The following is a 21,231-nucleotide window of genomic DNA, read 5'->3' on the forward strand; positions in this document are numbered from 1 at the left end:
GTTCAGCCAGAAAAGGTCGCTCATGTCACCGCTCCGTTTTCCAACTCGTGAATCACGCAGCGCAGCCGAAATCAATGCATCCTGACCCTAATGCTCAGCTCTGGGTTCGGATCCTTACTTGTAGATCATTTTAAAGTCGATTGATGCATACGGAATTGACGCGTCGCACATTGAAATTTGCGACGGGGAAAGCCCGGGACTTTACGCCACAGATACGGGCGAAAACGGAGAGCGCAGCTTTACTTACTGGTACTCACACTCCGCTGCTCGCACACTTTTCCAGTCCCCGTGTTTCGTTCCAATGGGTGCACTAGCAGGGTTTGATCTGTTGTATTTGTCGGGTATTTTCCCGGCGATTCTACCGCCCGACACACGCAGAAACCTGATCCGCTTTCTGACTGAGACTCGCTGGTTTCCGTTCTGAACTATACTCTTATTGATGTTAAGCCTTCTTGGTTTTCACGTGATTTGCCTTAACTGCCTCGACATCCTTCCCGGACGGCGGCAACCAACCGGAATCTGTTCGATCACCGTATGCATCGCCTTTACCGAAAATCTGCGCATCGCGTTCCTCCATCAGCGCCCGTGATTTCTCGATGTAGGCAGCGTTTTCCTGCAACGGGATATTGGGATCATAGACTTCAGCCATTTCCTGAAGAATGTGCCGGTCATCCTCTGAAAATTGCCGCGCGAGCAGTTCGGCTTCAAAAGGGTGCATGCCCAAGATTTCAAACGCCGACCGCCCGGTTCGCACCGAGGAGTCAAACGTCTCGCGAATGATTTCTTGCACGCCGGCCGCATAGAGGTCGTAGACATGCTGACGGTCTATCGCCCGCGCGATGATTTTTACATTCGGGTAGCTATGGCGCACGTGGTGTACCAAAGAATTGATCTGCTCTTTCCCGTCAATCGCGACCACCAGCAACCGTGCTTTAGATATTCCTGCCGCATGCAACAGGTCTGGCCTGGTAGCATCTCCGAAAAACACTTTGAAACCAAACGAACGGAGCAGTTCGAGATGTGACGCGCTGTAGTCGAGAACGGTTGTGGTATACCCCGCCGCGCGCAGCATTCGGTTGACGACACCACCAAAACGCCCGTGACCCACAATAATCACGTCCCCGTCCTCATCAATTGCGTCTGTTTCTCGTTCCTGTTCCTGGGCAGAACGGGGCAGAACGAGTTTTTCGTAGATGATGAACAAGGCCGGAGTAAGCAGCATGGACAGCGCGACAACCAACAGCAGTTGATCAGCGATTGGTTTCGGGATGACGTGGCTTGCGACGGTGAAGGACAGCAAAACGAACCCGAATTCCCCAGCTTGAGCAAGCCCCAATCCAAAGAGCCACTTGTCGTTTCCTTTAATCCGGAAGATGTAAGCCAAAGCAAACAGAACACTGGCTTTCAAAAGGATCACGCCAAGCGTCAGTGCCAAGATGGGCACGAAGTTCTCGCCAAGCAGCGCAAAATCAATTCCTGCACCGACGGTAATAAAGAACAACCCCAGAAGAAGCCCTCTGAATGGATCTATGTTCGATTCCAACTCGTGCCTGTATTCGCTGTTCGCAAGAACCACACCGGCTAAGAAGGTCCCAAGCGCTGGGGACAAGCCGACGACGATCATCAAAAGCGCAATTCCGATAACGAAGAGAAGAGCGGTTGCCACAAATAGTTCACGCAGGCCAGCCATCGCGATGAAGCGAAAGATCGGACGGGTCAGGAATGTGCCACCGAGAACGATGGCGGCGACTGCTCCGATCGTTACGGATGCAACTTGCCAACCGGCCAGACCGTCCACGAGGCTGAGGCTTGCGTGACCATCGCTTCCGTGCCCATCGGATGCGTGCGAGTCTACAGTATGAGCCACTTCAGCCCCGTGACCTGTGTTGGAGACGACACCGAGCGAAATATCTGAGAGTTCCGGTAATGCGAGAAGAGGGATAAATGCCAACATCGGAATGACTGCGATATCCTGAAAAAGCAAGACGGAGAAGCTTGACTGACCTCCCTCCGTTTTCATCAACCCTTTTTCGTTTAGGGTCTGCAAGACAATCGCCGTCGAGGACAAAGCGAGGACCATGCCGATAGCAAGAGAAACCGTCCAGGGCTGCCCAAAGAAAAGCGCGACGACCATCACAAGACCGGTTGTCGCAGCAACCTGAAGTCCGCCTAAACCAAGCAGCTTGGATCGCATGGCCCAGAGCATTCTGGGCTCAAGCTCCAACCCGACAAGGAACAGCATCATCACGACGCCGAATTCAGCGAAATGCTGGATCGAGATTACATCTACGCCGAGTGCCACCAGCACAGGGCTGATCGCAATGCCAGCGATCAGGTAACCCAAGACTGACCCCAGACCCAAACGTGTAGCAATGGGGACCGCGACAACACCAGCTGTCAGAAAGACGAACGCGAGGAGCAAAAAATCGTTCATGGGTCAGGCCTTTTCTCGGATGGGCAGATCGGAAAATGTCATGATGTCTTGTTGCTCAGCCTTTCCGAAATCAAAGGTCTCGTCCTGAAGCGCGTTCAACAGTTTCGTGTAGCCGTTTGTGTGTTTTGCGATGGCACCTTCCTCATCCGCCTGCAGAGCGGAGTACAGCACATATGGCGTCACGAAAGTCATCCGGCAGAGGCGTGCGGTTTGCTCAAGCGGATAAAGAAAGGAGCGTAGTGGAAAGTTTTGATACCCTGCGGCGGTATAAGCCTCTTCAGACCCGCCAGTGGTGATTGCAAGCACCATCGACTTGCCTGTCAGCTTGTTCCCGCCGTGACCATATGCAAACCCATGTTGCAGAACGAGGTCCTGCCACTCTTTCAGAAGGCTCGGCGTCGAGTACCAATACAGCGGAAACTGAAACACGATCACGTCGTGATCGAGCATGCGACGCTGTTCCTGTTCGACATTTATGTCGTGGCGGGGGTATTCGGCGTAAAGATCGACGAAGGTTAAACCCTCAACATCCTTGGCCGCTTTTGCCATGACCGTATTTGCTCGGCTATGGCGCTGACCGGGATGGGCGAAATACACGATCACTCTGGACATTTTAGCCCTCACTTCGGTTGTGACTTCGGTGGATCATACGGAGTCAATCCTGGTTGTCGCGGCTCGTCAGCTGCACCGCAACCAGGCACAATTTTGTAACCTGGTAACGCTGTGCAGACTGACGAGGTTTGTTTTGCACCGATGAAGCTGATTCAACGACTCTGCTAAAACGGTGCAAAATTGTCAGACGAGGCCGCTGGCACAGTCCAACGCTGACGCGCGTCTATTTCCTTGTGCTCCGCCCCTTGAGGTGGGATCTGACCGTTTTCACCGTAGAGCCAGAGCACAAAGTTGTAGCGCTCGCCGCTGGTGATCGGCTCGGACGCATGGGGCACACTGCCATGGTGTATCAAAGCAGTGCCAGGCTCGAATGTAAGCTTGCTGACCTGACGCGTTTCATTGTCAAAAAAGCTGACAGCAGAACCTGAAAAATACTCGCCCGGCAGGTTCAGATTGATGTTGAGCGTCACAGCGGACGCGTCGGTATGCGGGCGCAACGAGGTATCTTTGTTTTCTTGCCAGCGGATCGAGAACCCAAAGGTTTGTGTGTCATAGCCGACAACATCGGGGAACAGCAGACGAGAAACCGGCCTCATATAGCTGTCCATCAGCCCTTTATAAAAAGCTTGGAAACTTGGGGCCGCAAGATACCCTTCCGAACGCGGATCAAGCAGCGCGCCGCCCCGGTTCAGCACGATCCCATAGGGAGGACGTAGTGGAATTTCCGCGCTGGATACCTCGTCCAGGTAATCCCTGAGAGCGGCGAGCCGTTGCGGGTCGAAGAACTGTGTCGCGTAAACACCAGGAAATACTTCATTCCAAAGTTCTCGAACCGCTGCCTCTTTGGTTGGGTCATCCCATGCTTGCTCGACAGCCGATCGCAGTTGTGGATGAAAAAGGGACGAGTCGAGCACGTGTTCTCGTCCCTCTAAACTTTCCCAATCAGTCCAGGCGTCTTTGAACAAGTCCCGGTTCTTGGTCCAGAATTGTTGAACAGAAGGTGCGCGTTGCAACATCTCGTCTCGTGTAGGTCGCTCGATTGTACGAGCCCGTTCCAGTGAAGTGACTGACATGATTACATTAGTCTCCGTTTGTGGGAGGCCGCGCCGCCTATAGCGCCGCAGCAGCAAGTGAAGTTGTCTAAAATCGCGGGCACCGGGTCCGCCGCCTAACAACGTCTGGACTTGGAAATCGCCAGTCAGCTGCGCAGATTTTGGTCAGACGTCGTCAATTAGGACCTGCTTGAGATGCAGCGTGTCCATGTATTCGCGGATTGCAGTGATCTTGCCGTCCTTCAACGTCACCAAGAAATGGTAGAAGTTGTTGTAGACAGTTCCGTTCACTTTGGTCCCGTAGGACTCCATTTCCATCGCGACCCGATCACCTTCTGCAGTCCAGCCTGTCGGCGCAAGCTGAAGGCCATCAGGCATTCTTTCACGCATCTTTTTGATAAGCTCCGCTATTCCTTGTCGATCCATCCGTGTATCCACAGGTGGGTTGCTTTTGAGGCCCATCGCTTGCCAAACGACGTCCGCGTCCAGCAAGGCCAGTGCCCCCTCAACATCGGTTTCAGAAAACCGCTCAAAAAAGCTTTGAACGGTTTCCTTGTTCTGGGTGGCAGACATCAGTTGATGTCCTGAACCTTCATCACCAGTTCGCTCCAGTTGCGCTGGTTTTCGATGTCATGCTCGAGTCCCTGCTCATCTGCGATAGCAAAGCGTTTGACCGCAGGGGTTTTGCTGGTTGCCTGATACAGCCAATAGGCTTCAGCTTTCAGAGCTTCATCAATCGGCTTATCGATGGACTCGTAGACCATTTGTTTGCAGGCATTGATCGACTCCGCCGGGAACTGTGCGATGCGTTTGGCCAGCGCGTCGACAAATGGTCCGATCTCGTCTGGTTCCAGCGCCTTGTTGATGGTGCCGAACCGTTCCGCGTCATCCGCATCATAGTCCTGCGCGCTGAGGATGATTTCCAGTGCGCGACCCAGACCCGTTTGACGGGCCATGCGTGATGCACCGCCGCCGCAAGGCAGGATACCCATGCCGACTTCCATCTGCATAAACTTGAACTTACCGCGTGCTGCAAATCGCATGTCCAGCGCCAGGGCCAACTCGTGACCGCCACCACGGGCGAAGCCTTCCAGTTTAGCGATGGTCGCCTGTGGTACACGGCTGATCCTTTCGCAGACGGCTTGCAAGTCCAGCAGCTTGGCTTCATCGCGCGACACAGCCTCGGTCGACATGTCTTTCAACAGTTCAGTGTCATAGTGACAGACCCAGATTTCCGGATTGGCAGATTCAAAGACCACAACTTTTACGCTGCGATCCCTCTCCAGCCGCATCGCGAGGCTGTTCAGATCAGCCAGCATTTCCTGACCCTGAACGTTGACGGATCCGAAATCAAACGTGACGGTAGCGATTGCGTTCTCAACCTTCACGTTAAACGTGCTGAAGTTCTCATACTTCATTTTGGTTCCTCATTTCCTGTTTCGAACCGTTCGGACAAGAACGGTTTTGGAGGTTGGCGTTTCCCTAAGGGCGAAGCGGTTCTTGAAAAACACCCTGCCCGAACCGCAATCTATTGACTGGAAAACTTTAATAAATGGGCATAATCAGATTTCAGTATTTAAAATATTTATATAATAATCCGGAAAATACGGTCATTACCAACCTTCAAACCATTGAACGCAATGAAAACAGTTGCTTTGATTTGTTGAATCCTTTGAGATATCGTGTGCCCAGAGACTCGACCTTGTCATCAAGAAGGCATGCGACGTCTGAAGAGAAAAGCAGGTCTCGTTTCAGGTGTTTACAGCAGCCCTCGATACGGCTTGCCAGATTTACGGCATCGCCAATGACGGTAAAATCCAAGCGCTGCGCCGCACCGATGTTTCCAAAGAAGATTTCACCCAAGTGCAAACCAATGCCCGCATGTAGTGGAGTCCAAGCCGTTTCACTACGCATGCGCTCGTTCAGTAAATCCAGCTCAGATAGCGCTTGTCGCGCGGCTTCAACAGCCGCTTGAGCGGCGCTTTGAGACGTTTCAAAAGAAGCAATTGGAAACACGGCGAGCATACCGTCACCAATAAATTTCAAGACGTCGCCGCCATGCTGATTTACTGCGTCTGCCATGGCTGTGAAGTAATGATCGAGCACCGTTGCGACGGATTGGTTGTCCATGTTTTCCGAAAGCGTAGTAAAACCACGCATATCAGAGCTCCATACAACTGCCCTGATCGGAACGCCCGTTCCCCGCCGGATCGTCCCGCTTGCAACGCGGTCGCCTGCTTCCCATCCAAGATAGGTATAGGAGATGTTCTTCGTAATCCGCTCTGCGACGTGTCGATCCACATGCAAACCGAACAGCTTGATCAAGAGGATCAAACTTTCCAGTTGGTCCGTCTTGAATCCGCCTTGCTGTCGCGTGGCCAGCGTGATCGCGTTAAATCTGCCGCAACTCGCAGACATCGGAAGCGCCACATATTCGGAGAAACCCTCCTTACCAAGACTCTTCATGAGAGGGCTTGCCGCTTCGCCTTCGTCGTTTTCAAGAGTCACCCGAACCGTTCGGCCGTACTCCATCACGTTGAAAAGAGGGTTTTTTCTGTAGCCATCAGAATAAAGGGTGTCCTCGCCAATTTGAATCTCATCGCAAAACCCGTCGGTTGTGCTCCAGTTCCACGCATATCCAAAGGCTTGCGGATGCAGCGTTCCAACATTGAGACTCAGACGACCAACCCCCAACCCAGCTTGCACCAACCTTTCCGCAAACTCTTTTGTAAGATCGATGGTGTCTTTAGTCAGAACTGCTGTGTTCAACAGCCAATCCCTGACATCGTCCGGAGCGCATTGTTGATTCAGGTCCAGGTCGAACCGGCTACGCCTTAGCAGACTAACACCAGAAGCATATGTCCTCGGTGCAGGATCCAGTTCGTTGGACCGAGCGTCAGAATTTTGTCGGGTCGCCGAATGCATCGTAATTTAGTTCCTTTAGTTCTCAAACTGAGTTCGAGGAAAGAAAAGAGGGCAGCGGCGCATATGGAATGCGCGCTGCCCGAGAGTTTGGTTTTGGTGAAGTGCCTCAGAGTTCGACAACGACCTTGCCGATGGCTTGACCACTGGTCAGTCGATCATAAGCATCACCAACTTGTTCAAACCCGAAACGCTGGTCATCAAGCAGTGGCTTCAACGCGCCTGCGTCTACGATCTCGGCCAGCTTGGCAAGGATCACGCCATGCTCTTCGCGTTTATGGTCGTGGATCATCGGGATCAGCATGAAGATGATGTGCAGAGACAAACCTTTGAAATGTGCAGGAGTAAGGTCCAGTTCGACCAAAGCAACGGTTGAGGCGATGTTGCCGTTCAGCGCTGCCGCCTCGAAGGAGTTGGTCATGTTTGGGCCGCCGACCGAGTCAAAGATGGTCTCGAAACCTGCACCAGCAGTGTGTTCCTCGACATAGTCTGCGACCTTCTCCTTCATGAAATCGATTGCCGTCGCACCGTAGCTCTCGATCATTTCAAGTTGCGACGCACCGGTTCCGGTTGCGAAGACGTCTGCACCAATATGCCTGGCAAGTTGCACGGCTAAGTGGCCGACTCCACCGGCACCACCTTGCACCAGAACCTTCTGACCTGCTTGAGTACCTGCGCGGGTCAGCCCCTCATAGGCAGTAATGCCGACCAACGGGATCGCAGCAGCTTCTCGCATCGAAAGGGACTTGGGTTTGTGTGCAATAAGACGCGCATCAGCGACCATGTATTCAGCCAGTGCGCCCTGTAGCTTCAGTAGACCGCCAGCACATCCGTAAACCTCGTCGCCTACCTTGAAGCCTATCACGCCGTCCCCAACGGCCTCGACAGTTCCAGCAAAGTCCATACCCAGAACAGCGGGTAGTTCGGGCGAGAGAGGGAGATCCGTGCCCATCGCGCGGATCATAGTATCCACTGTGTTCACGCTGGTGGCTGCAACGCGCACGACAACATAGCCGGGGTCGGCAGTGGGCGTATCAATCTCAGCGAGTTCGAACTTTGCGTTCTCGCCGTACTCAATAAGGGTCATTGCTTTCATTGGGCATCTCCGGATGGATGTTTGACGGTTCATACGTAGATTGAACACCCAGCCGGATAAATTGATCTAAATCGGAGTTCAGTTTTCCGATTCTGAGAATAATTTGGGTGAATCTCCAATATCGGTTTTGGTACGTACCCACAGGCGGTGGTGGTGAAAGTTTGGGGTGCCGTTGTCTCAAACTGTCTCAAACTGTCTCAAACTGTCTCGCGGTGATACAGTTAAGCAATTGGCGAGATGCAGGACCAACGAGTTCCTTGCCGAATTCAGCGCTTCTCGCCAGCCTTCCCAACGAAACATGAGCGACATCATGATCGCATGCTTGGGAGGAGCGCATGACACCAACTCGCGAAGAACAGCATTGGATGTATCGCAATATGGTCACGAGCCGCCGGTTCGAAGAAACTATTGCGGGCATCTATTTCGAGGGCAAAACGCCCGTTTTTAATATGGCTAACGGACCGATCCCTGGGGAAATGCATCTCAGCGACGGTCAGGAGCCGGTCGCCGTCGGCGTATGTGCGCACCTCAACCCTGATGACGTCGTAACAGCAACGCATCGCCCACACCATCAAGCGATCGCCAAGGGTGTCGATCTGGACAAAATGGCAGCAGAAATCTTTGGGAAAAAGACAGGCCTGTCCGGTGGGCGCGGTGGTCACATGCATATCTTTGATGCTGACGTGAATTTTGCCTGCTCGGGGATCATCGCCCAAGGCATGGGGCCAGCCGTAGGCGCGGCACTTTCCCGCAAGATGCAAAACAAACCCGGAGTAGCGGTCGCGTTTGTTGGCGAAGGCGCAGTTAACCAGGGCGGTTGGCATGAAGCCATGAATTTGGCCGCCGTTTGGAACTTGCCCTTTGTCTGCGTGATCGAGGACAATGCATGGGGCATCTCCGTTTCCAAAGAAGCCTCAACAGCCGTTACGAACAATGCGGATCGCGCTGCGGCTTACGGCATCCCCGGGAAACGCATCGAAGGTAATGATCCTTTCGCGATCTATGACGCAGCCGGAGAAGCCATAACGCGCGCACGCGCTGGCGAAGGTCCGACCCTTCTGGAAATCGAGACATATCGCCTGGCAGGGCATTTCATGGGAGATGCGGAAGGCTATCGGCCAGAAGGCGAAAAGGACGCGCTTTTCGAGAAGGATCCAATCCCGAAGATGCGGACCAAAATGCTTGCCGATGGCATAGCCACCGAAGCTGAGCTCGACGCAATCGAAGCCGAAAGCGCGGCACGCGTCGAGGCTGCAATCAAATTCGCCCGGGAAAGCGAAGAGCCAGAACCTGAAGATGCACTGACAGCAATCTTTGCCTGAGCTGGAGGGAGGAAAAATGAACAAACCAAACGAAAGAAAGCTGACTATCGCCCGAGCTATGGCCGAAGCGATGCAGCAGGAAATGCAGATTGACCCTTCCGTATTCGTAATGGGTGAAGATATCGGTGCACTGGGCGGAGTTTACGGCAATACGCGCGGCCTCTTGGACGAGTTTGGCGCCGAACGGGTTCGCGACACTCCGATCTCGGAAACAGCGTTTATTGGTGCCGCAGTTGGTGCAGCCCAGGATGGTATGCGGCCGGTCGTAGAATTGATGTTCGTGGACTTCTTCGGCGTTTGCTTCGATGCGATCTACAATCTAATGGCCAAGAACATCTACTTCTCGGGTGGCAATTTCAAAGTACCGATGGTGCTGATGACTTCGACCGGAGGCGGCTACTCGGACGCTGGTCAGCACTCGCAATGTGTCTACGGCACATTTGCCCATTTACCGGGTATGAAAGTCGTGGCTCCTTCCAACGCTTACGACGCCAAAGGGTTGATGACGGCAGCAATGCGTGACGATAGCCCCGTGGTCTACATGTACCACAAAAGCCTTCAAGGGATGGGGTGGTTAGGTACCGAGGCCGGAGCAACGGTTCATGTTCCCGAGGAAAGTTACACCGTGGAAATCGGCAAGGCCAAAGTGGTTCGCGAAGGTTCAGATGTCACCATTGTTAGCCTTGGCATGGGCGTTCACAACGCATTGAAGGCGGCTGCCAAGCTGGAAGCGCAAGGCGTTAGTGCCGAAGTTGTCGACCTCGTCAGCCTCGTGCCGCTGGACCGAGAAACGATCCGCGCCTCGGTGGCCAAGACCGGCCGACTGATCGTCGTTGACGAAGACTACATGAGTTATGGTGTCTCCGGTGAAATCATCGCGACAGTTACAGAGCATGACATCTCGGTGCTGAAAGCTGCGCCAAAGCGGATCGCGTTCCCGGATGTGCCGATCCCGTTCTCACGCGTCATGGAGCAACACTGCTTGCCGAACCCGGACAAGATCGTCGCAGCCTGGAACGACATGAAAGCCGCCTGATCTAAACACCAGTGGAAACCAACAAGCACGGGGCAGCACATTGCGGCCCCGAACAAGGAAGGAGTGCCTAAATGGCAACTGATATCGTTATCCCTTCGGACCTTTGGGAAGAGGACGAGGAAACCGTCATCACAAGCTGGCTGGTTGATGATGGATCTACCGTCGAAGAAGGCGCCCTGATCGCCGAAATTATGACGGCCAAGGTTCAGTATGAAATCCTTGCCCCAGCATCGGGGACTATAAGCATCAAAGAAGAGGCCGATGCTGTCGTCGCCAAAGGCGCCGTGATCGGATCGATAGAATGAGCGGTGAAGTGAAAACTGTCCCGCTCAAGGGTGTGCGCGGGATGATCGCTGACGCGATGGTGAAAAGCCTGCAGACAGCCGCTCAGCTAACGCATCAGGGTAGCGCCGACGCGACGGCTCTTTTGGCGGAAAAGGCCCGGTTGGCCGAGGCAGGAATCAAGGCTTCGGTTGAGGATCTTTTGATGTCAGCGGTCATCCGCGCTTTGAAAAAGAACCCAGACGCCAATGGCAGAGTGGAAGGAAAAGAAGTCAAACTTTTTAGCGCAATCGATCTGTCGGTTGCGATTGCCTTGCCAGGCAACTTGTTGGTCGCACCAGCGATCTTCGGTGCGGGTGAGATGGATGTTTCTGAACTGAGGGCGGCGCGACAAGACCTTGCCGCTCGGGCAAAGACCAACAAGCTCAGCGTAACAGAAATGACTGGCGGCACGTTCACTGTAAGTAATCTTGGATTGACCAGGGTCGAGCACTTCACACCAATCATCAATGCCCCGCAAATCTGCATTCTGGGTATTGGGCGCCTTATTGACAGGGCAGTTAGAGGTGAAGATGGCGGCATTGAACTGCGTCCGCATGTGGGCCTGTCATTAACTTTTGACCATCGTGCCCTCGACGGAGCCCCGGCGGGCGACCTCCTGACTTCGATAAGCGAAGAAATTGAAGGAATGGGCAAATGACCGGCCTTCTACGTCAGTTTTCCAGCCCGGAAGAGGGTTTGGTTTTTGAAGCCAAGCTTTTTTCCGCACGGGAATCTGCCGTGGGCCTCTGGGCCAGCGAAAACGAAGCACTGGTCTGTCCGGCTTCGTATCGCAAAAGCCCTGGTTTCAAAGAAGCTGCAGCGCATTCGCTGAAGCGAGGTTGGCCTATCTTTACTCGGCCAACCGGGGGCGGTGCTGTTCCGCAAGGGTCGGGGATTGTCAATCTGGCGATCACTTTTAACGCGCCGCGCGGCTTCACGATCAATGATGGCTATAGGCTAATTACCGGCATCATCCGAGACGGGCTTGGTTCCACAGGAAACCGGCTGGCAACAGGTCCAACGCCGACCAGTTTCTGCGACGGCGACTGGAATCTCTCTCTTGGGGGCAAGAAGGTCGTAGGCACAGCACAGCGCTGGAAGCCGCTTGGTGAAACCAACACCCGGGTTTTGGCGCATGCCCTGATCCTGACACAAGGCCCAGTTGAACCCGGCGCACGGGCAGTAGACGCCTTTAATGCCGACCTCGGATTAGGTGCGGTCTCTTGTGCCGCTCACACGAGTTTGGAGCTTGCCACGGACAAGGCCATGCGGGCTCCTCGCACCCTCGTTCAAGACCTGCACGCAGCTTCAGTTTCAGCTCTGCGATCCGTTCACTTCGAAGCACAGACCTCTGTCGCGGCATGAGCAAAGACATGAGCCGCAAGAGGAGAGCGGCTTTTAAGTAAAGGGAGGAAACCATGTCCAACGAAACGATCCACATTTACCTAAAAGTTGGTGTGCCCTCAGAAAACGGCGATAAGTTCGAAGACCTCATGACTGAGCTCGTCGCGAGAACTCAAAACGAGCCGGGCACACTGGTTTACGAATGGTATCGAACTGACGACGGCAACACCTGGCACATCATTGAAAGATATGCGGACGCTGAGAATGGCGACCTGCATGTGAAAGGGTTTGCCGAAAACTACGCTGGCCGGTTCTTCGATCTGATCGACGGGTGCGAAGCCATCGTATCGGAAAATGCGACTGCATACATCCGCGGCATCCTGGAGGGTATCGCGCCCCTATACGTCTCGCAGAAAGGCGGATTTCACCGCTTCTGATCCACGCAATTCGCCAGCGACCGACGCAAGAGTTTCCCCACGGTTTCTCGACGGGACCTCGTGCGCGCCGCTGCCCAGGGATTCAATGGGCGATCCAACACGCCCAGCCAACAAGACAGCTAAAATCTGGAGGAGAAAATGAACATACGTTTCCATCGTCAAAAGCGGCGGGGTTTGGACACATCAGGTGTCAGTCGCCGCATGTTTCTAATGACGACTGCGATGGCTGGCGTCACGACAAGCGCGATGCTTGGCAGTGCGAGCCCTGCTTTCGCCGCCGTCTTTGATGAGGCGGAAAGCGCGACGCTTCTGCAAATGACTCAGGACATATATCCCCACCCGGACCTTCTGGAAATCAGCCACTATCAGACGATTGCAGACACGGTCACCACAAATGCCGAGGGGGCTGCGGACACTGCGGACGGCTTGCGGGATGGGCTGAAGCGGATCAACGAGCAGGCAGAAGCCCTGTTTGGGGTGCCATACGTTGAAATTGACGATCCAGACGCACGCGAAGGCCTCCTTCGAAAATTCCAAAACGAAGGCTTCTTCCAAGGCGTACGCTGGACCGCCTATTTCGCCATCTACAACAACAAAGATGTGTGGCCGCTGTTTGGATACCAAGGCTCTTCCGTTGAGCACGGCGGCTACATCGACCGTGGATTTTCAGACATCACCTTCGTTCCTCCGGGCCCGACCCTGGAAGAGCGGTTGGCGCAAGTTCAGGGCTAAGGGAGGCGATCATGGCTACGTTTGAAAAAGACGACGACAGCGTTGTTGTCATCATCGGTTCAGGTGCCGGAGGTGGAACCCTTGCGTATGAACTGGCGCAAAAAGGGATCAAATCCGTCGTGCTGGAGGCTGGGCCCCGGTTCGACAGTACCGACATGGAAAACGATGAATGGACCCAGTTCCAGAAATTGTCGTGGCTGGACAAAAGATACTCAGGCGGCGGTTGGCATGGTTCCGTCAACCACCCAAACTTGCCGGCTTGGATCGTCAAGGGCTACGGGGGATCGACCGTGCACTGGGCGGGTGTCGCTCTGCGATTTAAGGACTTTGAGTTCAAGACCCGCTCAACCTATGGCGAAATTGCAGACGCGAATATCGAAGATTGGCCCTTTTCACTGGAAGAGATGACGCCCTGGTACGAAAAGGCTGAGCTCAAAATGGGTGTGACCGGCAAGACCACGGGCATGCCACACCTGCCTTGGAACAACGGCTTCCGCGTCCTCGCAGAAGGATGTCGTCGCACTGGTCGCACGGATTACGCGTCTGGTCCGATGGCTATAAACTCCATTGATCGCGATGAACGTCCGGCCTGCATGCAGATCGGGTTCTGTATGCAGGGCTGTGCAATCGGTGCCAAATGGTCGACGATGGTTGCAGAACTTCCCAGAGCTGAGGACACCGAATTCTGTGAAGTCCGCACGGATGCCATGGTGCTGAAGATTGAGCATGATGAAACTGGGAAGGTGACCGGCGTCCTTTATGCGGACGCGGAAGGTAACCAACACCTGCAGAATGCACGCATTGTTTGCGTTGCCGGGAACTCAATCGAGAGCCCACGCCTGCTGCTCAATTCCGCTTCTACAATGTTCCCCGACGGTCTCGCAAATTCATCAGGACAGGTTGGCAAGAACTACATGGTGCATACCACGGGCGGCCTTTACGCAGCCATGCCCGAGCCAGTCCACATGTTCCGCGGCACCTCGGTGGCAGGCATTGTCGGAGATGACGTCAAACACGACCCCTCGCGCGGTTTCTCTGGTGGTTTTTACTTGGAGTTCCTGTCACTTGGCCTGCCGTTCATGGCTGCATTTTTGGAACCAGGCAACACGGGCTGGGGACGCAGCGTTTCCAGTGCACTTGAGAAGTATGATCATATGTCTGGTGTCTGGGTGCTGGGTGAAGACCTGGCGCAAGAGCAGAATGGGGTGGCTCTGCATGATAGCGAAGTAGACCAGTATGGTTTGCCTGTGCCAATCGTGTCGAAGACCCCGCATATCAACGACGTCAACATGACCAACTACATGTACGAGTCGACAGCTCAGATTTATGAGTCGGTCGGGGCAACCGATATCTACGAACTGCCTGCCTATCCCGCGTCTCACAACATGGGTACCAACCGGATGCATGCCGATCCGGCGAAAGGTGTGGTCAATGCCTATGGCCAATCGCACGACATCTCAAATCTTTTTGTGTCGGATGGTAGTCAGTTCACATCATCGGGCGCCTGCAATCCGACGCTAACGATTGTCGCTTTGGCGATCCGACAGGCGGAATACATCGCGCAAGAGATGAACGCCCAAAACATCTGAAATCGCATGCATCTCTCCCTGGTGCGGTCAGGCCTTTGTGCCTGGCTGCATTGGAGGAGGAACGAGTGCGAACCATCGCGTGCGAACGCCGAATAACTAACAAACTTAAGGAGGATAAGATGTTAAAAAAGTTAAGTAAATTTGCCTGCGCCACGGCACTGACACTGGGCATTCCAGCATCTGCGTTTGCCGAGCTACCAGGTATGCGGGGAACTCAACATATCGGCATCACCGTACCCAACGTGGACGAAGCCGTTGAGTTTCTCGTCGACATCATGGGATGCGAGGCGTTTTTCTCTTTCGGTCCTTTTGGTCCGTTTGAAGATGACTGGATGACAAAAAACCTGAACGTGAACCCGCGCGCGGTCATCGAAGTCATTACAATGGTTCGGTGCGGCAACGGTCCGGCTTTTGAAGTGTTCAAATACACATCGCCGGATCAGAACCCGAACCCGCCAAAGAACAGCGACATCGGTGGGTACCACATCGCTTTTTATGTCGATGATATCAACGAAGCGACCCAGTACCTGCGTGATAACGGTGTACAGGTCTTGGAAAGCCCTCACCCGCTGACGGGCACATTGTTGGAGGGGATGGACTGGGTCTATTTTCTGACGCCTTGGGGCATGCAGTTGGAAATCGTCAGCGCGCCCAACGGCATTCTGGACGAAAAGCAGAATAATCGGAATTTCTGGGACCCGCGCTCCTGAAGATAATCCAAATACGAAAACGGGCTGCGGCACCCCAAGCCGCCACCCTTCTTAAGGAGGCGAACATGGCTTGGTTGAGCTCCTCGAAATATACACGACGCCAGCCTATCTTAACGGGTGTTTTAGTTCTCTTACTAGCGCTCTGCTGGTGGCCGCAGCGAGGATACGCTCACTTCAGCTATTCCGACCCGCGGATCATCCACATTGTTGACGACGGCGGAGACCAAGCACTCGTTCTCATTCGCATGCCCGCTCCTTTGGCTCTGCTTCCCGACGATTGGCAAGGACAGAGCGAAACTCGCTTACCCCCATTTGGTATCAGCAACGGTGCTGACACTTTTCTGGATGCGCATGCGATTGAAAACAACACACTTGAGCTTTTGGACGTATTGAACCGATCGTTGTCTATTTGGATTGATGGGCATAGATCAGATACGAAAGTTGAGCAAGTTCGGTTCTGGGCTGATACTGAGAGGCCCTCATTTGGAACTGTCAAATCTGCAAAGGCAGCATTTCAACAGGCCGCCCAAACAAATGTGGCAGCCTTGCCATACTTCGACCTCACTGTAGACGTCGCGCTTTCGGTCCCGGCTGGATCTCTAAATCAGGATCTGCGCGTTGCTTCGGATCTTGGTAAGAATTTTCAGGTGATGGACAGGTTTGGAACTGTCGTGAAGCTACATCGCAGCAACTCAATCGAGACGCAGGCGATGATTGGTGTGCTGGATGTCTCGTATCCAGCGGCTTCAAACAAATGGATCGTTATGCGCGATGCGGCCTTAATCGGAGCAGAACATATTTACTTTGGTCTTGATCACCTGGCCATAATTGTCCTTATCGCCATTGCCGCACAAAGCTGGCGCCAAGCTCTGGGGATGGCTTCGGCCTTCACCATTGGACATATGATCACTCTTGCTGCCGGCCTCTACGGCATCGCCCCGGCAACGATCTGGTTCATACCGTTGGTGGAATTTAGCATTGCGCTATCGATCGTTGTTGCTGGCGCTTTTATATGCTTTCAGATCAGACATCCGCTGGGTTGGTTAGCGTTGTTCGTCATTGGGCTGGTCCATGGCTACGGGTTTGCCGCCTCTGCGTCTCAGGCAATGTTTGCAGGTCAGTTTGATTTCCTCGACCTATTGGCATTCACCTTTGGGCTGGAAGCCTGCCAATTCGCGATCTACGCCATGATCCTACCGATCATCCTGCTGACAGATCGCCTATTCCCATTGCTACACGACACGTGGCGCAGAGGTGTTGCGGTGTTCATCGCGCTGTTTGCCGCGTCCGCTACATTCACCCGCGTTACTGAAGCAGCAGACGCTTTTGGCCTAGTTTAGACCATTCACCTCGGAGATCCAAAATGACTGAAACAAAATTCGATATGATCGTAATCGGAGCAGGACCAGGTGGTTATGTTGCTGCAATCCGTGCAGCCCAACTGGGGTTGGATGTCGTTTGTATCGAGCGTGAACACCTCGGTGGTATTTGTCTGAACTGGGGCTGCATTCCCACAAAGGCACTTCTCCGCTCGAGCGAAGTGCTACACTTAGCTCAGAATGCAAAAGACTTTGGCCTCAAGATTGAAGATCCGGAACACGATCTCGAAGCCATTGTCGTGCGGTCTCGGAGGGTTGCCAAACAGCTTTCAAATGGCGTTGGTTATTTGTTCAAGAAGAACAAAGTTCCATCCATTATGGGTGAAGCGCGCTTGGCCGGGAATGGCGAAGTTGTTGTGAAAACCAACGATGGCGAAAAGAAACTGCGTGCTAACAATATCGTTCTGGCAACCGGTGCACGCGCGAGAGATCTTCCTGGACTTGAAGCTGATGGGAAACGCGTTTGGTCTTACAAACATGCTTTGCAGCCGCCGCATGAACCGAACAAGCTGCTGGTCATCGGTTCCGGTGCGATCGGTATCGAATTTGCCAGTTTTTACAACGCGATCGGAGCAAAAACGACCGTAGTGGAAGTAATGGGTCGCATTTTGCCTGCCGAAGACGCCGAGATATCGACCTATGCCAAGAAGAGCTTCAGCAAACAGGGCATGAAGTTTTTCGAGGGCTCGAAAGTTACGCAGCTTGAACGTCACAGCGACCGAGTTGTCGCTCATATCGTAAAAGAGGGCGAGGTAACGGTTCAGGATTTTGACACCGTGATTTCAGCTGTTGGCGTCACCGGTAACGTTGAGAACCTTGGTCTCGAAGAGATGGGTATTGAGATCGACCGAAATCACGTCGTCACAGACGAGTATTGCCGCACCAATATACCTGGACTCTATGCTATCGGAGATGTCGCGGGGGCTCCTTGGCTTGCTCACAAGGCAAGTCATGAGGGTGTTATGGTCGCTGAACTCATTGCTGGACTTGAAGGTCACCCTGTTAAGCCGGAGAGTATTGCAGGTTGCACATATTGCCACCCTCAGATCGCGAGCGTTGGGATGACCGAAGCGCAAGCAATCGAAGCCGGATTTGAAATAAAAGTCGGGCGGTTTCCTTACCAGGGCAATGGCAAAGCCATTGCATTGGGCGACGCGCAGGGGATGATCAAGACCGTCTTTGATGCCAAAACCGAGCGATTGCTTGGAGCGCATATGGTCGGGGCCGAAGTGACCGAACTGATCCAAGGATATGTCGTCGGGCAAAAGCTCAATGCAACAGGTCCAGATTTGATGGAAACTGTATTCCCGCACCCAACGCTTAGCGAAATGATGCATGAAAGCGCTCTCGATGCTTTCGGAAGAGTCATCCACAAGTAGCTTCGCTCAATCGCTCGTCAGCAACATTACTTGTTGCCGACCATGTTGATGCTAACGGGGTCGCGCGATGCCATATTGTTTCATCTTTCGATGAATGGTTGCGCGGCCCATTCCTAAGTTACGCGCTGCTTTCGAAACGTTCCATCGGGCTCCGATCAGCGCGTCCTGAATGAGTGTCTGCTCATCATAGTTCGAATTTGACTGGTCGGAATAATTCTGCCTTGTCTCTACGATCTTGCGGGTTTCTGACCCAGATATGGTGCATTCCGGTAGGTCCAGCCGTGAGATACGACGACCATCCCCTTCCATAAGCGATTGCTGCAGGGCGTTTTTGAGCTCTCGGACATTGCCTGGCCAATCAGAGCAGGAGATCAAGCTTTTTGCTTCTTCTGTTATTTGCACTGCCTCTCCCGCCAACTGCCGAGCGATCTCGCCAGCCAAGACCTCGATGCGTTCACGGTGTCGAAGAGGAGGAAGTTGAACAATCGTATTTGCCAGCAGGAAATAAAGATCATCACGGAACAACCCGTCCTGGACGGCAACGCGAAGCGGTTGACGGCACGTTGCTATTATTCTCGGTGTCGGTCCCGAATACTGCTCTTCGAGTAGCAACCCGTCTGCTTCAATTTCACCCATCAGCATCCTGAGTCGAGCCTGCGCGAACTCTGGCAGTTCGTCTACGTTCTCAAAAACCAGAACAATATGTTCCTGGTGTGCCATTCCAAAGGAACTCGCAATACGCGCTTGTTCCAGCAAGGTCTGAAAGTAAAGTTTGTCCTGTTCAGATTCACCCAGAGACGCACAATCAACGGTCGTTACACGTGCTGAGTCGAACTTGGTAGCTTCAAGGATCGCTACAATGAGGGCAGACTTACCGGTACCGGACTCACCTTCGATCAAGAAGGGTAATCCCTTTCTGAAGTTGGCCAGGGCCCTCGTACAAAGCGCAGCCATTCGATCGCTTCCGATTGAAAGCTGGCGTAACGAGGTGGCCAGTCGGGTACGTTTTGGTCTTAGCGAAGTTGTCGTTTTTCGGTTTTTCCATGACGCTGGAGAAGCGCGCTTACCGCTCTTAGTTAGCGCCGAGAAATTTAGAACTGTTCCGTTCTTGGATCGAACACTCGTTACTCTTTCGGGGACTGTTTCCATAACCTTTGAATCAGTACCGAACACTAACTCAAAGGCCTTCCCTTTTAGTGCCGCGGGAGTTTTTTCACCTACGAGGCGGTGTGCCCCTGCTGTAGTGCCCAAGATGATCCCAGCTTCGTTCAATGCCACATGTTCATCCCGCTTCAGCAAGTCGCGCCCATCAGCTGAGGAAACAGATATGATCAATTTATCTGCAAACTGCTTTTCGAATAGTATGCGTTGGATTCTGTCTGCGGCGGCGCCCAAAAGCTGAGACGCAAAGAGATAGTCTAACGAGTTATTGCGATCCAGCATGGCCAAGCTGATTGCACCGAGTGTCTGGTTTTCTGCGTCAAAAATAGGGGCAGCTGTGCAGGCGAATGGACGCAAAGAAGAAAAGTAGTGGTTTCCTCCGCTAACGGTGAAGGCATCTCTCTCAGATAACGCCATGCTAACACCATTAGTTCCTGCAATTCGCTCATCCCAACAGGAACCGACGGCGATGCCGTTTTCTTCAAAAACGGACCGGCCCTGGTCGGTGCCCTCCAGACGAACCGAAACACCATCGGTGTCCGTGACAACAAGGCAATGGCCGGCATTGGCTGCTATTTTAGCGAGTTGGCTGATTATCCCTTGGCGGCCGCCGGAACGTTCTACCAATTCCTCTAACCGAGGAGCCACTTCAGATGATTGTAGGCGAAGGATGGGGCGAGCTGTATCCCGAACAAGCTTGTACTTGAGCTCACAGCGTTCCCACGATTCACTAATAGCATTTCCAAAGTGTAAGGAATTATCGGTTTCCACCCTATGTCCTCCCCGTGCCATCAGCTTACAGCATTGAGAGCAATTTCGACAAAAAAACGTCGATGCTCCCGCGGTTTTCCCGCCTGTCTGAGAGTTTACCGCGAGGTGGCTGTGACCTCTTGGATAGCTTTCATCACAGATTTTCTATGGTCTTCATCCATTGCTGCTGAATGGGGTTTGGCCAACTGTCCCGAGTCGTTGTCGAAGTACTTGCCGGAAGCATTGGAAAACTCGGGGTCAAGTGCGGTACGGCATATGATGTCCGCGCCTATGCTCATATCATTCCCTGCGACGCCAAACCCCTCTTTCACCATCTTGGAGGCAAGCAGTGAGCCGGGATTCACCGCAATGACAGACGGGCCATTTGGCAGCGCTTTTGCCAGTTCCTGTGACCAGATAGTGATCGCCAGTTTGCTTTGGGCATAGGCCCCAAAATCGTCCAGCGGACCATGACCGACCATTGCCTTTGCATCGACTGGGGCTTGTGCGGCCGACGACAAGTTAATTATACGGCCATCTTGCGGGATGATCGGCAACAGCCGTTGCGTCAGCACCCACGGCGCGAACGTATTCACCACAAAGCGAACGTCGAAGCCATCCGGTGTTCGTGTGGTAGGCGTCTTGTAGACGCCAGCATTGTTGATCAAGACATCGATGCGGTCATGTCGCTCAAGAATCTCTGTCGACAACGCTTCGACATCACTCAGTTTTGAAAAGTCGGCGACATAGCTTTCTGTATGGTCGCCAACTTCTGCTGCAGCCACCTCAAGTTTTGGTTGGTTTCGACCATGTAGCAGAATTCTATGACCTTGTGCCGAGAGGGTTTTGGCAGTCAAGAGACCGAGGCCGTCCGTTGATCCAGTGATAAGAATTGTTTTGGACATGGTTCGTTCCTTTGTTCGTAAGCCGGGCTTCGGACATTTGAGGATGG

At 53.4% G+C, this 21,231-nt stretch carries 21 protein-coding genes; 12 read left to right on the plus strand and 9 right to left on the minus strand.

All coding sequences use genetic code 11. The features are described from left to right. The first annotated feature begins 139 nt into the window (after nt 1–139). On the plus strand, nt 140–424 hold the full coding sequence (locus tag ACR0K1_RS23440; protein ID WP_480852078.1) for a PfkB family carbohydrate kinase: 285 nt from the start codon (nt 140–142) through the stop codon (nt 422–424). A gap of 18 nt (nt 425–442) precedes the next feature. On the opposite strand, the gene ACR0K1_RS23445 is transcribed toward ACR0K1_RS23440, so the two are convergent. The 7 genes from ACR0K1_RS23445 to ACR0K1_RS23475 form a co-directional block, all read right to left on the minus strand. Beyond that, nucleotides 443–2,434: a cation:proton antiporter domain-containing protein gene (locus tag ACR0K1_RS23445; protein WP_480616163.1), complete on the minus strand. Its 1,992-nt coding sequence runs from the start codon at nt 2,432–2,434 to the stop codon at nt 443–445. 3 nt (nt 2,435–2,437) lie between these two features. After that, the gene (locus ACR0K1_RS23450) at nt 2,438–3,046 is read right to left on the minus strand and encodes an NAD(P)H-dependent oxidoreductase (protein ID WP_480616161.1); all 609 of its coding nucleotides are present in this window, start codon (nt 3,044–3,046) and stop codon (nt 2,438–2,440) included. A gap of 164 nt (nt 3,047–3,210) precedes the next feature. Then, entirely contained in the window at nt 3,211–4,062 is an 852-nt protein-coding gene (locus ACR0K1_RS23455; RefSeq protein ID WP_480852048.1) for a 2OG-Fe(II) oxygenase family protein, read from the minus strand. 201 nt (nt 4,063–4,263) lie between these two features. Then, nucleotides 4,264–4,671 (minus strand): nuclear transport factor 2 family protein, encoded by a 408-nt coding sequence (locus ACR0K1_RS23460; RefSeq protein WP_480616157.1) that lies wholly within the window; start codon nt 4,669–4,671, stop codon nt 4,264–4,266. After that, on the minus strand, nt 4,671–5,516 hold the full coding sequence (locus tag ACR0K1_RS23465; RefSeq protein ID WP_480852049.1) for an enoyl-CoA hydratase/isomerase family protein: 846 nt from the start codon (nt 5,514–5,516) through the stop codon (nt 4,671–4,673). Before ACR0K1_RS23465 ends, ACR0K1_RS23460 begins: the two co-directional genes overlap by 1 nt. A 205-nt stretch (nt 5,517–5,721) precedes the next feature. Next, a complete protein-coding gene (locus ACR0K1_RS23470; protein ID WP_480852050.1) occupies nt 5,722–6,867 on the minus strand; it encodes an adenylate/guanylate cyclase domain-containing protein in 1,146 nt (381 codons plus the stop codon). 262 nt (nt 6,868–7,129) lie between these two features. Beyond that, on the minus strand, nt 7,130–8,116 hold the full coding sequence (locus ACR0K1_RS23475; protein WP_480852051.1) for a zinc-dependent alcohol dehydrogenase family protein: 987 nt from the start codon (nt 8,114–8,116) through the stop codon (nt 7,130–7,132). Nucleotides 8,117–8,451: 335 nt separating this feature from the next. On the opposite strand from ACR0K1_RS23475, the gene ACR0K1_RS23480 reads away from it, so the two are divergent. The 11 genes from ACR0K1_RS23480 (at nt 8,452) to lpdA (ending at nt 18,368) form a co-directional block, all read left to right on the plus strand. Continuing rightward, nucleotides 8,452–9,438 carry a thiamine pyrophosphate-dependent dehydrogenase E1 component subunit alpha gene (locus ACR0K1_RS23480; protein WP_480852052.1) on the plus strand — a complete coding sequence of 329 codons (987 nt, stop codon included), beginning with the start codon at nt 8,452–8,454 and terminating at the stop codon, nt 9,436–9,438. Nucleotides 9,439–9,454: 16 nt separating this feature from the next. Beyond that, complete coding sequence (locus ACR0K1_RS23485; RefSeq protein WP_480616147.1) at nt 9,455–10,474, plus strand: alpha-ketoacid dehydrogenase subunit beta; 1,020 nt, start codon at nt 9,455–9,457, stop codon at nt 10,472–10,474. Nucleotides 10,475–10,545: 71 nt separating this feature from the next. Then, nucleotides 10,546–10,779 (plus strand): biotin/lipoyl-containing protein, encoded by a 234-nt coding sequence (locus tag ACR0K1_RS23490; RefSeq protein ID WP_480616145.1) that lies wholly within the window; start codon nt 10,546–10,548, stop codon nt 10,777–10,779. Continuing rightward, nucleotides 10,776–11,456: a 2-oxo acid dehydrogenase subunit E2 gene (locus ACR0K1_RS23495; protein WP_480852053.1), complete on the plus strand. Its 681-nt coding sequence runs from the start codon at nt 10,776–10,778 to the stop codon at nt 11,454–11,456. The genes ACR0K1_RS23490 and ACR0K1_RS23495 overlap by 4 nt, the downstream gene beginning before the upstream one ends. Further along, entirely contained in the window at nt 11,453–12,163 is a 711-nt protein-coding gene (locus ACR0K1_RS23500; protein ID WP_480852054.1) for a lipoyl protein ligase domain-containing protein, read from the plus strand. Before ACR0K1_RS23495 ends, ACR0K1_RS23500 begins: the two co-directional genes overlap by 4 nt. Nucleotides 12,164–12,216: 53 nt before the next feature. Beyond that, nucleotides 12,217–12,579, plus strand: a complete 363-nt coding sequence (locus ACR0K1_RS23505; RefSeq protein ID WP_480852055.1) for a putative quinol monooxygenase — start codon at nt 12,217–12,219, stop codon at nt 12,577–12,579. 138 nt (nt 12,580–12,717) lie between these two features. Beyond that, nucleotides 12,718–13,311 (plus strand): hypothetical protein, encoded by a 594-nt coding sequence (locus ACR0K1_RS23510; RefSeq protein WP_480616137.1) that lies wholly within the window; start codon nt 12,718–12,720, stop codon nt 13,309–13,311. Between the two features lie 11 nt (nt 13,312–13,322). Further along, nucleotides 13,323–14,900, plus strand: coding sequence for a GMC family oxidoreductase (locus tag ACR0K1_RS23515; protein WP_480616135.1), 1,578 nt, complete (start codon nt 13,323–13,325; stop codon nt 14,898–14,900). Nucleotides 14,901–15,019: 119 nt separating this feature from the next. Next, nucleotides 15,020–15,610 carry a VOC family protein gene (locus ACR0K1_RS23520; protein WP_480852056.1) on the plus strand — a complete coding sequence of 197 codons (591 nt, stop codon included), beginning with the start codon at nt 15,020–15,022 and terminating at the stop codon, nt 15,608–15,610. 65 nt (nt 15,611–15,675) lie between these two features. Then, complete coding sequence (locus ACR0K1_RS23525; protein ID WP_480852057.1) at nt 15,676–16,950, plus strand: HupE/UreJ family protein; 1,275 nt, start codon at nt 15,676–15,678, stop codon at nt 16,948–16,950. A gap of 23 nt (nt 16,951–16,973) precedes the next feature. Beyond that, nucleotides 16,974–18,368: a dihydrolipoyl dehydrogenase gene (gene lpdA / locus ACR0K1_RS23530; RefSeq protein WP_480852058.1), complete on the plus strand. Its 1,395-nt coding sequence runs from the start codon at nt 16,974–16,976 to the stop codon at nt 18,366–18,368. A gap of 51 nt (nt 18,369–18,419) precedes the next feature. Here the strand turns inward: lpdA and ACR0K1_RS23535 are convergent, their stop codons facing one another. Continuing rightward, nucleotides 18,420–20,300, minus strand: coding sequence for a sigma-54-dependent Fis family transcriptional regulator (locus ACR0K1_RS23535; protein ID WP_480852059.1), 1,881 nt, complete (start codon nt 20,298–20,300; stop codon nt 18,420–18,422). Nucleotides 20,301–20,395: 95 nt separating this feature from the next. Beyond that, entirely contained in the window at nt 20,396–21,184 is a 789-nt protein-coding gene (locus ACR0K1_RS23540; protein ID WP_480852060.1) for an SDR family NAD(P)-dependent oxidoreductase, read from the minus strand. Nucleotides 21,185–21,231: the final 47 nt, after the last annotated feature.

Source organism: Ruegeria sp. F5 (genome assembly GCF_056533845.1).